At 70.2% G+C, this 13823-nt stretch carries 12 protein-coding genes, 2 pseudogenes and 1 other annotated feature; of the genes and pseudogenes, 1 reads left to right on the top strand and 13 read right to left on the bottom strand.

Annotated features, from left to right (window positions below):
• Positions 1-3: 3 nt before the first annotated feature.
• The 13 genes and pseudogenes from VV01_RS15055 to VV01_RS14985 all read right to left on the bottom strand — a co-directional run bounded on the left by VV01_RS15055 (position 4) and on the right by VV01_RS14985 (position 12386).
• A protein-coding gene (locus VV01_RS15055) for an IS3 family transposase (protein ID WP_157508866.1) occupies positions 4-1241 on the bottom strand; the annotation gives its coding sequence in 2 pieces (ribosomal slippage) (positions 4-929 and positions 929-1241; 1239 coding nt in all).
• A gap of 66 nt (positions 1242-1307) precedes the next feature.
• A pseudogene (locus tag VV01_RS15045) lies at positions 1308-1544 on the bottom strand (IS5/IS1182 family transposase); the annotation flags it as partial.
• A 40-nt stretch (positions 1545-1584) separates the two neighbouring features.
• Positions 1585-2828 (bottom strand): IS3 family transposase gene (locus tag VV01_RS15040; RefSeq protein WP_157508676.1). Its coding sequence is split into 2 segments (ribosomal slippage): positions 1585-2540 and positions 2540-2828, totalling 1245 coding nucleotides; the frame shifts between segments, so codons are not numbered across the junction.
• Positions 2413-2541 (bottom strand) — a sequence feature (AL1L pseudoknot). It overlaps the preceding gene by 129 nt.
• Before the next feature lie 48 nt (positions 2829-2876).
• Positions 2877-3402, bottom strand: a pseudogene (locus tag VV01_RS15030) (IS5 family transposase); the annotation flags it as partial.
• A 126-nt stretch (positions 3403-3528) separates the two neighbouring features.
• Positions 3529-4566: an SIS domain-containing protein gene (locus VV01_RS15025; protein ID WP_050670590.1), complete on the bottom strand. Its 1038-nt coding sequence runs from the start codon at positions 4564-4566 to the stop codon at positions 3529-3531.
• Positions 4563-5537, bottom strand: a complete 975-nt coding sequence (locus tag VV01_RS15020; RefSeq protein ID WP_050670589.1) for an acetylxylan esterase — start codon at positions 5535-5537, stop codon at positions 4563-4565. The genes VV01_RS15025 and VV01_RS15020 overlap by 4 nt, the downstream gene beginning before the upstream one ends.
• A gap of 29 nt (positions 5538-5566) precedes the next feature.
• The gene (locus VV01_RS15015; protein WP_050670588.1) at positions 5567-6274 is read right to left on the bottom strand and encodes a FadR/GntR family transcriptional regulator; all 708 of its coding nucleotides are present in this window, start codon (positions 6272-6274) and stop codon (positions 5567-5569) included.
• 523 nt (positions 6275-6797) lie between these two features.
• Positions 6798-8087, bottom strand: a complete 1290-nt coding sequence (locus tag VV01_RS15010) for a hydroxyacid-oxoacid transhydrogenase (RefSeq protein ID WP_050670587.1) — start codon at positions 8085-8087, stop codon at positions 6798-6800.
• A 111-nt stretch (positions 8088-8198) separates the two neighbouring features.
• Positions 8199-9251 carry an ABC transporter ATP-binding protein gene (locus VV01_RS15005; protein ID WP_050671966.1) on the bottom strand — a complete coding sequence of 351 codons (1053 nt, stop codon included), beginning with the start codon at positions 9249-9251 and terminating at the stop codon, positions 8199-8201.
• On the bottom strand, positions 9248-10045 hold the full coding sequence (gene modB / locus VV01_RS15000) for a molybdate ABC transporter permease subunit (RefSeq protein WP_050670586.1): 798 nt from the start codon (positions 10043-10045) through the stop codon (positions 9248-9250). Before modB ends, VV01_RS15005 begins: the two co-directional genes overlap by 4 nt.
• Entirely contained in the window at positions 10042-10806 is a 765-nt protein-coding gene (modA, locus tag VV01_RS14995; protein WP_050670585.1) for a molybdate ABC transporter substrate-binding protein, read from the bottom strand. The genes modB and modA overlap by 4 nt, the downstream gene beginning before the upstream one ends.
• A gap of 114 nt (positions 10807-10920) precedes the next feature.
• Positions 10921-11712 carry an SGNH/GDSL hydrolase family protein gene (locus tag VV01_RS14990; RefSeq protein ID WP_050670584.1) on the bottom strand — a complete coding sequence of 264 codons (792 nt, stop codon included), beginning with the start codon at positions 11710-11712 and terminating at the stop codon, positions 10921-10923.
• Entirely contained in the window at positions 11709-12386 is a 678-nt protein-coding gene (locus VV01_RS14985; RefSeq protein WP_050670583.1) for a uracil-DNA glycosylase, read from the bottom strand. Before VV01_RS14985 ends, VV01_RS14990 begins: the two co-directional genes overlap by 4 nt.
• 34 nt (positions 12387-12420) lie before the next feature.
• Between VV01_RS14985 and VV01_RS14980 the strand changes: the two genes are divergently transcribed.
• On the top strand, positions 12421-13770 hold the full coding sequence (locus tag VV01_RS14980) for a pyridoxal phosphate-dependent decarboxylase family protein (protein WP_050670582.1): 1350 nt from the start codon (positions 12421-12423) through the stop codon (positions 13768-13770).
• Positions 13771-13823 lie beyond the last annotated feature (53 nt).

Genomic DNA, 13823 nt, shown 5'->3' with positions numbered 1-13823 from the left:
CGGTTATGCCGCTTCCGCGAGGGTAGTCGAGTACGCGGCTTCGTAGGTGTTCGGGGCGATGTTGCCGATCGCTGAGTGGCGTCGGCGGGTGTTGTACCGGTTCGCCCACCGGAACGCGGTCCGGTACGCCGACGCCTGGTCGGCGAACGCCGGCGCGCCGGCCAGGAGCTCGCGTTTCAGGGACGCGTTGAACGATTCCGCCAACGCGTTGTCCGCTGACGAGCCGATCGCGCCCATCGACTGCGTGACGCCGAAGTCGGTGCAGAGGCGGACGTAGTCCTTCGACGTGTAGGTCGAGCCGTGGTCCGAGTGGAACACCGCGCCACGCAGCGAACCGCGTTCGGCGCGGGCGGCCTTGAGTGCGTCCTCGACGAGCGCGGTGCGCATGTGGTCGGCCACCGCCCATCCGGCCAGCTTCCGCGAGCACAGGTCGATCACTGTCGCCAGGTACAGGTTCGTGCCGTCCGCGATCGGCAGATATGTGATGTCGCCGACGTACCGCAGGTTCGGCGCCGACGCCGTGAAGTCGCGTTGCAACAGATCGGGGAACTTGCGCCCTGACTGATCTGGGACCGTTGTCTTGACCCGGCGTCGCAGCCGGATGCCGGCCAGGTCGTGCTCGCGCATCACTCGGGCGACGCGCTTGCGGTTCACCGGCTTCGCACCGGGCGTCGACTCGTTGAGTTCCGCGGTGATCCGCGGCGCCCCGTACGCCCGGTCGCCGCCCTGCTCAGGGTCCTGCAGCACCCGGATTCGGTCGGCCAGTTCGGCATCCGCCGCCGCCCGCGCGGCACGCCTGGGCCCCGCCGCGACCCAGGCGTAGAACGAGGAACGCGACACGTCGATGACTTCGCACAACCGCTTCACGCCGTAGGCGCCCTGGTGGTCCTGGACGAACTGGAAGCGGTTCACCAGTTCGTCTCCCCGGCGAAATACTTCGCCGCCTGACGGAGGATGTCCCGCTCCGTCTCGAGCTTGACCTGCTCCGCTTTCAACGTCGCGTTCTCGGCCTCCAAGCGAGCGATCCGCGCCGACTGCGATTCCGCCCGCCCGGCCGCCTGGGCCGGCCGCGGGACCGCGCCCGTCGTGGCCCCGGTACCGAACCGATCGACCCACTCCGCCAGCGCGCCCCGGCTGATCCCCAGGTCCGCTGCGATGCCCTTCAACGACGCTCCCGGCGTCGATTCGTACAAGTCGACCGCACGCCGACGGAACTCGTCCGTGTACTTCTTCCTTGCCATCCCTTGGATTCTCGCTTCCCCAGCACCGTGCTGGAATCAGCGTGTCCAAGATCAGGGGTCAGGTCCCATGACGTTGCGGTTCTTGTAGTCGGCGGCATCGAGCCCGACGGGTCTGCCACCGCGTGATCCGCGGCGCTTGCGGTGGCCCTTCTGGTCGTCGGGTTCGGGGATGACGGCCTTGATCCCGCGGGCACGTAGGTGAGCGCGGATCGCGCGTGAGGAGTACGCCTTGTCGCCGCGGACCGCGTCTGGTGTGGTGCGTGGGCGCCCCACGTCGCGGCTGACGCGAAGGTGTCCCAGCAGTGAACCGCCCCGGGGTTTCCGGACACTTCGTGTTGTGTCTCTACCCGGACGGGATGAGACGGTTTCGTGCAGCGTAGTGGGCTGATTCGACCTCGATGGGTGTCAGGTCGTCGATGGACTCGTGGGGTCGGTCGTGGTTGAACCAGTGGACCCACTGCAGGGTGTCGAGCTCGACGTGCTCGACATCGCGCCACGGCCCGTCGGGACGGATCAGCTCGGTCTTGTACGCGCCGATCTGGGACTCAGCCATCGCGTTGTCGTAGGCGTCGCCCACCGAACCCACTGATGCGTCCACGCCGGCGTCAATCAGCCTGGTAGTGAAGGCGAAAGAGGTGTACTGGCTGCCGGCGTCGGTGTGGTGCACCAGCCCGGTCAGGTCGTCCACGCCGTGCTGGCGGCGTGACCAGATCGCGTGCTCGAGGGTGTCCAGCACCAGCTGGGTGCTCATGCTGGTGGCCGCGCGCCAGCCGACGATCATCCGGGAGTAGACGTCGATGACGAACGCGACGTAGACGGTCCCGGACCAGGTCGCGACATAGGTGAAGTCAGCGACCCACAGCCGGTTCGGGGCCGAGGCGGTGAAGTCTCGCTGGACCAGATCCGCCGCTCGGGCATCGCGCGGGTCAGCGATGGTGGTCCGCACCTGCTTGCCCCGCAGTGCGCCCTGCCAGCCGTTCGCGGCCATCACTCGCTCCACGGTGCACCGGGCCACGTCATGGCCCTGCCTGCGCAGGTGCAACCACATCTTGCGCGCACCGAACCGGGTCACGAACCGCTGCTGACGCGCGGACCGGATCAGCTCGCCGACCTGCGCATCGCGCAGCGTCCGCGCTGAGGGCGCCCGATCGCGGGCCTCGTAGTACGTCGACGGGGCGATCTTGACGCCGTGCTCGCACAGCACTCGACAGATCGGCTCGACCCCGAACTCCTCACGATGAGTGTCGATGAACTCGGTCAGTACCTGGGTGGGCGGTCGAGCTCCGCCGCGAAGAAAGCCGACGCTGACTTCAAGATCTCGTTCGCCCGGCGCAGCTCGGCGTTCTCCTTCTTCAACGCCCGGATCTCCTCCAGCTCCTGGGTCGTGCGACCCGGTCGGGTCCCGCCATCGACCTGGGCCTGGCGAACCCACTTACGCAGGGTCTCGGGAGACCCGATGCCCAGTCGAGCCGCGATCGTGCGGATCGCTTCGAACTCGCTGGTGTACTCGCCGGCGGCGACTGACTCCGTCACCATCCGGACCGCACGCTCCCGCAGCTCACGCGGGTACTTCGAGGGACGTGCCATGACTTCATCCTCCAGTAATGAAGTCTCCGGACATCCCGGGGCGGTTCACAGTGGCAGGAACACGGGTGAGTCGCCGGCCTGTCCCGCAGTGATCAGCGTGACCAGCGGCAGCCCGTTGCCGTCGACGAGCTGGTGGATCTTCGTCGACAGCCCGCCCCGGGAGCGGCCGATGGCGTGGTCAGGCGGCTCTTGCAGCAGATTCGTGTAGTTCGACCCAGCCCCCTGTGGTACGGGTGGTGTTCGTCGCGTGCTGGTGCGCCCTGGCGATGGTGGAGTCCACCGACAGCGACCAGTCCACGATCCCCGCAGCGTCCGCGGCGGCGGTGAGCTTGGCCAGGACCTTGTCCCAGGTGCCGTCCGTGGCCATCCGGCGGTGCCAGGTCCACACCGTCTGCCACGGACCGAACGACTCCGGAAGGTCGCGCCACGCGATCCCGCACCGGTACCGGTAGATGATGCCCTCGAGCATCGTGCGCGCGTCGGAGAACGGCCGACCCCTGCGGCCCGTAGGACGCGGCAACATCTCCTCGATCAACGACCACTGGGCATCCGAGAGCAACTGGAAACGAGACACGTCCGCAGAATCTCAGCCCAACACCGAACTATTTGTCAGACACGCCCTAGACGAGTTTCGTACGAGGGTGCGGCGAAGGCTGTCTGTCCGGCAGTGCATGGAGTGCCGGACAGACGAGATTCGTGATCAGGTGGTCTTGGTGACCTTCTGCAGGCCGCGCGGGCGGTCCGGGTCGTAGTGCCGTGACAGAGCCAGCTGCAGGGCGAGCTGCTGCAGCGGCACGACCTGCGCGATCGGCGCGAGCTGCTCGATCATGCCGGACGGCAACGGGATTCGCGCAGCCGACGTCGCGGTGACCTCGGGCGGAGCAACGAGGCAGACGTCGGCGCCGCGCGCGTCGAGCTGTTCGAGCACCGGCTGCAGCGCCCGACCACCCGCACCGTCGGGGCAGATGACGACGACCGGCCGGTCCTCGTCGATCATCGCGAGCGGCCCGTGCAGCAGGTCGGCCCCCGAGAACGCGTGGGCCGACAGGTAACAGGTCTCCATCAGCTTCAGCGCTGACTCACGGGCCGTCGGGTACGCGAACCCGCGCGACGTCGTCACGAGCCGCTCCACGAACCGGTACCGCGACGCCACCTCGCTCACCTCGGGCCGGTCGAGCGCACCGGCAACCCAGTCGGGTACGCCGGCCGCGGCGTCGAGCGAACCACCCGCCCAGCCCTCGACCAGCAGCCACAACCACTGCAGGCTCGCGGTGTAGGTCTTGGTCGCCGCGACCGAGCGCTCGACGCCCGCCAGCATCGGCAGGCGCAGCTCGGCGGCTGCCTCGAGCGGTGAGCCGTCGGCGTTGGTCAGCGCGATCGTGAGCGCCCCTGCGGCGCGGGCCTTCTCGGTCGACTCGACCAGGTCGGGCGAGCCACCCGACTGGCTGACCGCGATCCACACGACTCCGTCGAGGTGGGCCTGCGCGTCGTACGCGGTGTAGGTCGACGTCGACACCAGGCCGACAGGTAGGCCGAGCCGGGTCTCGATGAGGTACTTCGCGTAGATCGCGGCATGGTCGGACGTCCCGCGCGCGACCAGCAGCACCGACCGCGTGTCGTGGGCGCGCAGACGTGCGAGCACGGGAGACAGGTGTGCGTCGTACGACGACAGGATGTGCGCGAGAACCGTTGGCTGCTCGGCGATCTCAGCTGCCATGAGGTGTCCGGGCGTGGTCATGACCAGAGCTCCTGAAGCCACTGGACGGACGCGATCTCGGCGTCGGCCGCGCCGCCCTCGTGGTCGTTGTAGGGATAGACGTCGAGCGTCTTGGGTCCGGCGTAGTGATGGTAGGCGGCGAACACGCCGGAGGGTGGGCAGATCTCGTCCATCAGCGCGACCGAGAACCGCGCCGGTGCCGTGGCGTGGGCGGCGAGGGTCGTGCCGTCGACGTAGTCGATCGTCGACAACGCCTGCTCCGCGGATGCGCGGTGAGTACGCAGGAAGGCAACCAGCTCGCTGTAGGGCTTGGAGCCGGTGATGGTGACCTCGCGGCGCACGTCGCACAGGAACGGCACGTGGGTCACCGTGGCGTCGACGAGCGAGGGCGCGAGGCCCGAGACGCCGAGCGCGATCGCGCCGCCCTGACTCATGCCGACGGCCGCGACGTGGGACGGATCGGTGCCCGGCAGCGTACGGACGGCCTCGAGTGCGCGGACGCCGTCGGTGAGCACGCGGCGGTAGTAGTAGTCGTGCGGGTCGAGCACGCCCTTGGTCAGGAAGCCCTCGACGTGCGGCGACGCGCTACCGGCGGGATCGCCTGTGGCACCTGCCCTTCGGGCGCGTGCGCCCTGACCGCGGGTGTCGACGACGAGCACCGCGAAACCCGCGGCCGGCCACATCAACCAGTCGACCGGGGTGCCGCGTCCGTCGCCGTAGCCGAGGAACTGCACGACCGTCGGCAGCACGCCCTCGACGCCGCTCGGGCGCAGGTGCCACGCCCGGATCGGGTCGCCGCCGAAGCCCGCGAACGTCACGTCGTGCACGACGACGTGCGGGAGGTACGCGGCCGCCCGCTCGCTGCGTACGTCCAGGTCGTGGGTGCGCGCCTCAGCGAGGGTCGAGGACCAGAACTCGGCGAAGTCGTCGGGCTCGCGACGAGGCGGGGCGTACTGCTCCAGCTCGTGGAGCGGCAGGTCGTAGTGCGGCAATCGTGGCTCCTGGCAACGGTTTCAGGGGACTACTGCGCGAGCAACCTGATGTGCTCCTTGACGGGGGCGTAGTGCTCCTCGATGGCTGCGTGCAGGCGGTCGAGGTCGCGGGCGGCCGTCGCGGAGACGATCTCGATGTGGGCGTTGGCCGTGCGCAGCCAGCTCTCCTCGGTGACGGCGAGCGACGGCGCGACGCGTGACTGGACCTCCCAGAACGCCCCGGTGAGCTGGACGACGAGCTCGTTGCCGAGCGGTTCGAGCAGCAGCAGGTGGAACTCGCGGTCCTGCTCGATGTAGGGCTTGCCCTGCTCGGCGAGATCGCGCATGGAGTGGGCGAGCGCGCTCAGCCCGCGCTCCTGCTCGGGGGTGAAGCTCTCGATGATGTGCGTGGCGAGGCCCTGCTCGAGCATCTGGCGGACCGACACGAGGTCGGCGAGCACGGTGTAGTCGCTGCTGCTGCTGAGCAGCGAGCGGAACGCCAGGCTCTCGACCATCGCGCTCATCGACAGACGCCCGACGAACGTGCCGTGGCCGTGACGGACCTCGACGATGTCGAGCGCGCTGAGGGTCTTGATGGCCTCGCGGACGCTGGAGCGGCTGGCGCCGATGGCCTCCATGAGCTCGGCCTCGGTGGGCATGGCGTCGCCGGCGTGCAGGTGGTGGTCCAGGATGTACGCCTTGATGCGCTCGGTGACCTCCGACTGGGCCGAGCGTGGACGTGTCGTGACTGCTGCCATGAACCCCTCCTGTGCCGTCGCGCCGCATCATCATCCCTGCCCGTCCACCGTCGTCGGTGGTGATCTGCGGCGAATTGACCATATCAATGTCAGACGTCTGATGTCTGATGTATGGTCCATCACATTCACCCCACGGCACTGGAGGCAGATGTGTCCCACGACAAGCCTTTGCACCACCTCTCCGGCTCGACCGGGACCACCCGGCGCGTTTCCTCAAGCTCACCGGCACGCTGAGCGCAGCAGCAGCGATCACCGCCACCGTGAGCGCCTGCAGCAGCGGTCCGCAGTCCACGGGTGGCGGCGACGCCAAGGGTGGCGGCTCGACGACCTCGCCTCGATCCACGACGCCGTCGACGTGCCGGTCATCGGCCCCAGCTGGTTCGCCGACGCCGTCACCCGCTGAGCGAAAACCGTCTGTCCGGCAGTGCATGGAGTGCCGGACAGACGAGTTTCGTACGAGGGCCCGGCAAAAGGTGGGGCGAGCACAGGTAGGCGTGTGCGGCTCGCCAACGTCTGCCGGGGGCTACCAGAGGGAGAGCGAGCTGCGGAAGATCTCGGAGACGTCGGGCTCGGTGACCTCGCGTGGGGCGGTGGCCAGCAGGCGTTGCTGCTTCATCGTGCCCTCGACGAGCGCGGGGATGTCGGCCTCGTCGTAGCCCACGGCACCGATGCCGCCGGGGATGCCGATGTCCTTCATCAGTGCGGTCAGCACCGACGGCAGCTGGTCGGCCGGGTCGTCGGTCGTCGCGGCCTCGCGGTCGAGGATGCGGGCGACCTTCAGGTGCCGAGCCGGCGACGCGTCGTAGGTGAACCTGAACGCCGCCGGTGCGGTCAGTGAGACGGCCATGCCGTGCGGCACCATCGGCTCGTCCTGCGGATAGCCGTCGGGGTGAAAACCCTTGACCTGCCCCGCAATCGGATAGGCATTGGCGTGGGGCACGTGCACGCCGGCGTTGCCGAAACCCATGCCCGCGAACGTCGCCGCCATCGCCATGTCGTGCCTCGCCGCACGGTCGTCGCCGTCGTGCACAGCCCGCCTGAACGCACCGGCGAGCAGCTCCAGCGCCTTCTCCGACCACATGTCGGCGATCGGGTTGGACCCGCAGTACGGCACCCGCTCGTGAGGCTGCTTGCGCTCGTACGACGTGTAGGGGCGGGCCGTGTAGCTCTCGAGCGCGTGGCACAGGATGTCCATCCCGGCGGCGGCCGTCACGCCGGCGGGCTGGGTGAGGGTCAGCTCGGGGTCGATGACAGCGGCGGTCGGGCGCAGGCGGGCGTGCGAGATGCCGGTCTTGACCTTCTGCGACAGCACGTCGAGCACACAGATCGTGGTGCTCTCCGAACCGGTGCCGGTCGTCGTCGGCACGGCGATGAGCGGGTGCAGCGGTCGCGACGGCGCCCGGCCACCGCCGACGGGTACGTTGATGTAGTCCATCAGCTCGCCGTCGTTGGTGGTCATCAGGTTGATCGCCTTGGCGGTGTCGAGGCTCGACCCACCGCCGACGGCGACGAACGCGTCGAACGGCCCGTGCTCGCGCGCCCACGCCACCGCGGCGGCGAGGCTCTCATCGGTCGGCTCGACGTGGCTGCCGTCGAAAACCGTTGCCTCCACCCCGAACTGGGCCATCTGGTCGGCGACACGCTGCGGTCCACCGGTCGCGGCCACGCCGGCGTCGGTGACGACCAGCGCGCGCTTCGCGCCGGTGAGGCTGAGGTCGTAGCCGATCTCGTCACTGGCGCCCGGGCCGAACTTCAGCTGTGGCGCGCCGTAGGTGTAGACCTGCTCGGGGTTGCTGGGGGCGAACGAGCTCATGTGTCCACTCTCGCGCACGATCCCTCCTGCAGGCGAGCGCCCCGCTGGTCGAGTAGGCGAGCGCCCCAGCGCGAGCCGTATCGAGAGCCGGTGACCGCGGCGACGAACGTCTCAGGCCTCGTACGCCGACAGCTCGATCGCCTTGAGCGTCGCCCAGACGACCGTGCCCGGGGCGAGACCGAGCTCGGCCACCGACGCGGCGGTCACCTCGGCCACCAGCTCGACGGCACCGGTGAGCGTGACGCGTGCCGACTGCCCGGCGAGCTCGACCGACGACACCGTGAGCTGCCAGGAGTTGCGCGGCGACCCGTGCGGCTCGGTCGGCCACAGCGCGACAGCGGACGGGCGAGCGGTGACCCAGAGGTCGGCGGCGTCGGGCAGGTCTGCGATCGTCACCGCCTCACCCGACGGCAGGCGTACGACATCGCCGTCACGCCGGGCCCGCCACAGGTTGAGCCCGACGACCCGGGCGACGTAGGGGCTGCGCGGGCGGGAGACGACCTCGGCCGGAGTACCGGACTGCACCACCCGGCCGGCGTCGAGGAAGACCAGCCGGTCGGCCAGTGTGAGCGCGTCGAGCGGGTCGTGCGTGACGAGCACGGTGCATCCGTCGTAGCCGCGCAGCCGGTGACCGAGCGAGACGCGGGTGGCGCCGCGGGTCTCGGGGTCGAGGGCCGAGAGCGGTTCGTCGAGCAGCAGCAGTGCGGGCGAGGTGGCGAGCGCGCGGGCGAGCGCGACCCGCTGGGCCTGCCCGGTGGAGAGCGCGCGCGGGCGCGACGACGCGTGCTCGGTGAGGCCGACGGCCGCGAGCTCGGCGTCGGCCGTACGGCGCGCGTCGGCTCTCCCTGCGCCTCGCGACCGCGGCCCGAACGCCACGTTGTCGCGGGCGGTCAGGTGGGGGAAGAGCAGCGGTTCGGCGAGCACGAGCCCGACCGACCGGTGGCGTGGTCCGACCCATGCGCGGCCGGCGTCCCATGCGGCGCCGTCAGGCCCGTGCAGGGCGCCCCCGTCGAGAGCGTCGAGCCCTGCGAGGGCGTTGACGAGTGTGGTCTTGCCGCTGCCGTTGGGGCCGAGCACGGCCACGACCTCACCGGGCTCGACGTCGAGCGTCGCGTCGAGCGCGAAGTCGCCCCGGCGTACGACGCCGTCGAGATGCATTGTCATCGCCACCACCGCCCTCGCAGCAGTGCGAGCACGACGACGCACACGACGAGCATCAGCATGCTCAGCGCGGTCGCGGCGTCGGGGTCGACCTCGAGCGCCTGGTAGACGGCCAGGGGAGCGGTCTGGGTGCGGCCCGGGAACGAGCCGGCGAACGTGATCGTCGCGCCGAACTCGCCGAGCGCGCGCGCCCACGCGAGCGTCGCGCCGGCGGCCACGCCGGGCAGCACCATCGGCACCGCGACGGCACGGAAGGTGCGCCAGGGCGAGGCGCCCAGCGTGGCTGCGATGTCGTCGTACCGGCGGTCGAGCGAACGCAGCGCGCCCTCGACGGCGAGCACGTAGAACGGGATCGACACGAAGGTCTCGGCGAGCACGACCCGCACCCACGAGTAGGGGATCGACCAGCCGAACCAGTCGTGAATCGGCCCGCCCACCAAGCCTTCTCGGCCCCAAGCCATCAGCAGGGCGACGCCGCCGACGACCGGTGGCAGCACCAGCGGCACGGTCACCAGGGCGCGTACCCACGGCGGCCACCGACCGGACGACCGCGCGAGCACCCAGGCGAGCGGCGTCCCGAGCACCACGCACAGGACGACGGTCGTGAGGGTCGTGCGCAGGGACAGGCGGAGTGCGTCACCGGTGCCGGCTGCTGTCAGGGCCGTCCCGAGGCTGCCCCACTCGACGCGCGCGAGCAGGGCGATCAGCGGCACGACCAGGACGAGCAGCGCGAGAGCGGCCGGCAGCGCGAGGACGCTGCGGGCCGGGCTGTCGTGGCGGTTGGTGCGCGGGCTCACGGCGTGCCAAAACCCCTGTCGCTCAACACCTTTCGGCCGGCAGGTGAGTTGAGTGCGTCGAGGAACGCCTTCGACGCCTCGTCGTTGTTGAGTGAGTAGACGGGCAGGCGGGTGGTGACGTTCTGGTCGGTCTTGATGGGTACGCCGCGCACGGCCTTGCCGGCAGAGGCGACGTCGGTGACGTAGACGATCGCGGCGTCGGCCTCACCCAGCCGCACCTTGGCGAGGGTGGCCTTGACGTCCTGCTCGTACGACACGACGTGTGGGGTGACGTGGCTCTTGTCGAGGACCTTCTTGGCGGCTCGCCCGCAGGGCACCTGCGGTGCGCACAGCACGGTGTCGACGTCGCCCGACGTGAGCGTGGCGAGGCCGGTGACCTTGCCCGGGTTGTCGGCGGGTGTGGCGATGATCATCTGGTTGGTCGCGAACAGATGAGGCCTCGCCCCCTTGAGGACGTCGGCCTTGAGCGTCGTGCCGGCCTTCTCGTCGGCCAGGGCGACGATGTCGGCGTCGGCATGGTTGTTGACCTGCTGCACGATCGTCGAGCTCGCGGCAAAGCTGACGCGCACCTCGACGTCGGGGTGCGCCTGCTCGACCTGCTTCTTGAGGTCGCCGAACGCCTCGGTCAGCGAGGCCGCGGCCAGCACCGTGACGACCTTCGAGCGGGCGGGCTGGTCGTCGCCGCCGCATCCGGCGAGTCCGCCCGCCAGGGCGGTGGCGGTGAGGACGGCGGTCCCGGTGCGCAGCGCGGTAGCAGTCATGTCAGCGACCCTAGACGCGCGCCCTCGCTGCCCGGATCGAACGGCGTCTGATGTTGCTGACCGTGCTCGAGCTGCGTCGGGAGCATCAGTCGCAGTACGAGCGTGAGGCCGGCGTCAGATCGAGTCGACGGGTGACACGGTCGGGCGCTTGGGTGCGCGGCCGTCGCCCGAGCTGCGTCCTTGCAGGCGGCGCTGCACCCACGGGCTCAGATGCGTGCGCACCCAGGCCGCGTGCGAGCCGGCCGCCTCACGACGTGACAGCGGTGCGGCGGCGGGCAGCGGGGTCTTCCAGTCGAGATCGCCGGCGGGCAGGCCGAGGGTCCAGGCCGCCTGGGCCGCGACCCGCTCGTGCCCGAGCGTCGACAGGTGGATGCGGTCCTGCGCCCACATCCGCGTGTCACGCAGCGACCTCAGGGTCCACATGTCGATGACGTAGCAGCCGTGCCGCTGCGCGATCGCCCACAGGTTGTTGGTGTGCACCGACAGGCGCGGGCGCACGTGCTTGAGGACGGGTGCCCAGCCGGGGTCGGCGGTCGTCGAGAGCAGGACGTCAGCACCGGCGGCCCGCAGGCGTACGACGGCCGCCTCCAGCTGGGCGGCGACGTCGTCGAGGTCGACCTTGGGTCGCAGGCAGTCGTTGGCGCCCCCGACGATGCTGACGAGGTCGGGCTGCAGGTCGAGCGCGGCGTCGGTCTGCGGGCCGACCACATCGGCGACGAGACGTCCGCGGATGGCGAGGTTGGCGTACCCGAAAGGCTTGTCCTGCAACGCGTTTCGTGCACCGAGCTGTGCGGCGAGCCGGTCGGCCCAGCCGACGTAGACGTCAGGGGTGGTCGGCGACGGGTCGCTCATGCCCTCGGTGAACGAGTCGCCGATCGCGACGTAGCGCTCCCACACCCGGGTCATGCGAGGCTCCAGTCGATCGGGTCAGCGCCCTGCTGCTGCAAGAGCTCGTTGGTGCGGCTGAACGGGCGAGACCCGAAGAACCCTCTGTACGCAGACAGAGGCGATGGGTGGGGACTCTCAACGTACGGGACGCTGCCGAGGTGCGAGGCGAGCTTGCGAGCGGGGGCACCCCACAGGATCGCGACCAACGGTCCGCCGCGCGCGACGAGCGCCGATATCGCGGTAGCGGTGACGTGCTCCCAGCCCTGACCGTGGTGACTTCCCGACTCGCGCGGCCTGACGGTCAGCACACGATTGAGCAGGAGAACACCTCGATCAGCCCACGCAGAGAGATCCCCGTGTGGTGCGGGCGGGATGCCGAGGTCGGACTCCATCTCGGCGTAGATGTTCGTCAGGCTGGGAGGCAGTGGAGTAACTCGGCGGTCCACGGAGAAGGCGAGCCCGACCGCATGACCGGGCGTCGGGTAGGGGTCCTGCCCGACGATCAGCACACGCACGTCGTCGAGCGGCCGGCTGAACGCGCGCAGCACGTGCTCGCCGGCCGGGAGGTAGGGGCGGCCCTCGGCGATCTCGGCGCGCAAGAACTCGCCCAGTCGGGTCAGGTGCTCCTCGGCGGGAGCGAGGGCGGTCGCCCAGGTCGGGTGGACGAGCTCGGTGAGGGGCCGTGCGGGCATGGGATGCAGGCTACGACCGGCCTAGACTCCGCACGTGCATGGGTTCACCGATGAGACCAGGGCGCTCGGCGAGGAGATCCTTCGCTATGCCGCCGAACGACTCGCCCTCGACCCCGTCCCGCTCGACGGTACGCGGACGGTCGCCGAGCTCGATGCCGTCGCCGGCGGCGCCATCACCGCCCAGGGCAAGGGCGGCCAGGACGCGCTGAAGCTGTTCGAGGACCACCTCGCGCTCGCGTGCCTGTCGACCGACCATCCGCGCTACCTGTCGTTCATCCCGTGCGCGCCCACGCGCGAGGCGGCGATGTTCGACCTCGTCGTCGGGGCGTCGTCGATCTACGCCGGGTCCTGGCTCGAGGGCGCGGGTGCGGTGTACGCCGAGAACCAGGCCCTGCGCTGGATCGCCGACCTCGTCGGCCTGCCCGAGGCGGCGGGCGGGTCGTTCGTGCAGGGCGGCACCATCGGCAACCTGTCCTCGCTCGTCACGGCCCGGGCGACCGCGCGTGAGCGCGCCACCGGCGGGGCGCGCCCGTACCGCATCGCCGCGACGGTCGGCTCGCACTCCTCGATCGCCACCGCGTGCCGGGTGATGGACGCCGAGCAGGTGCCCGTGCCGATGAACGACCGCATGCAGATGACGGGCGACAACCTGCGAAAGGTGTTGGAGGACAACGGTCCTGAGACGTTCTTCGCGGTCGTCGCGACCGCCGGCAGCACCAACTTCGGCGTCATCGACGACCTCGACTCCATCGCCGACGTGTGCGAGGAGTACGGCATCTGGTTCCACGTCGACGGCGCGTACGGCGGTGCCGGCCTCGCCGCTCCGTCGGTGCGTGACAAGTACGCCGGCGTCGAGCGCTGCGACTCCTTCATCGTCGACCCGCACAAGTGGTTGTTCGCGCCGTTCGACTGCTGTGCGCTGCTCTACCGCGAGCCGGCGCTGGCGCGGGTCGCGCACACCCAGCACGCGTCGTACCTCGACGTGCTCACCGACACCCCGGACTGGAACCCGACCGACTACTCGGTCGGCCTGACCCGTCGCGCCCGTGGCCTGCCGTTCTGGTTCTCGCTGGTGGCCAACGGCACCGACGCCTACACCGCGGCCATCGAGCGGACGCTGGAGGTCACGCGGTTCGCGCAGGCCGAGATCGAGCGGCGTGACCACGTCGAGGTCGTGCGCGAGGCCGACCTGTCGGTGCTGGTGTTCCGCCGGCTCGGCTGGGAGGCGAAGGACTACCACGCCTGGTCCGACGGCATCCTGGCCCGCGAGGAGGGCTTCGTCGTCCCGACCTCGCACCTGGGCGAGACTCTGGCGCGGTTCGCGATCGTCAACCCGCGCACCACCGAGGACGACATCACCGCCCTGCTCGACTCGATGGCCTGATCCGGCCGGCGCCGGCCGGTCCGTTCGATGTGAGGAAGCGTGAGGTCGAACTC

Origin of the sequence: Luteipulveratus halotolerans, from assembly GCF_001247745.1 — a bacterium.
Lineage (GTDB): Bacteria > Actinomycetota > Actinomycetes > Actinomycetales > Dermatophilaceae > Luteipulveratus > Luteipulveratus halotolerans.
Note: the sequence above shows the minus strand (reverse complement) of the source record. Positions and strands in the feature narration are given on the sequence as shown.

Coding starts and splice junctions, on each gene's coding strand:
- VV01_RS15025 (WP_050670590.1), bottom strand. CDS start 4,566: ATGACCACGCCCGGACACCTCATGGCAGCTGAGATCGCCGAGCAGCCA.
- VV01_RS15015 (WP_050670588.1), bottom strand. CDS start 6,274: ATGGCAGCAGTCACGACACGTCCACGCTCGGCCCAGTCGGAGGTCACC.
- VV01_RS15010 (WP_050670587.1), bottom strand. CDS start 8,087: ATGAGCTCGTTCGCCCCCAGCAACCCCGAGCAGGTCTACACCTACGGC.
- VV01_RS15005 (WP_050671966.1), bottom strand. CDS start 9,251: ATGACAATGCATCTCGACGGCGTCGTACGCCGGGGCGACTTCGCGCTC.
- modA (WP_050670585.1), bottom strand. CDS start 10,806: ATGACTGCTACCGCGCTGCGCACCGGGACCGCCGTCCTCACCGCCACC.
- VV01_RS14990 (WP_050670584.1), bottom strand. CDS start 11,712: ATGACCCGGGTGTGGGAGCGCTACGTCGCGATCGGCGACTCGTTCACC.
- VV01_RS14985 (WP_050670583.1), bottom strand. CDS start 12,386: ATGCCCGCACGGCCCCTCACCGAGCTCGTCCACCCGACCTGGGCGACC.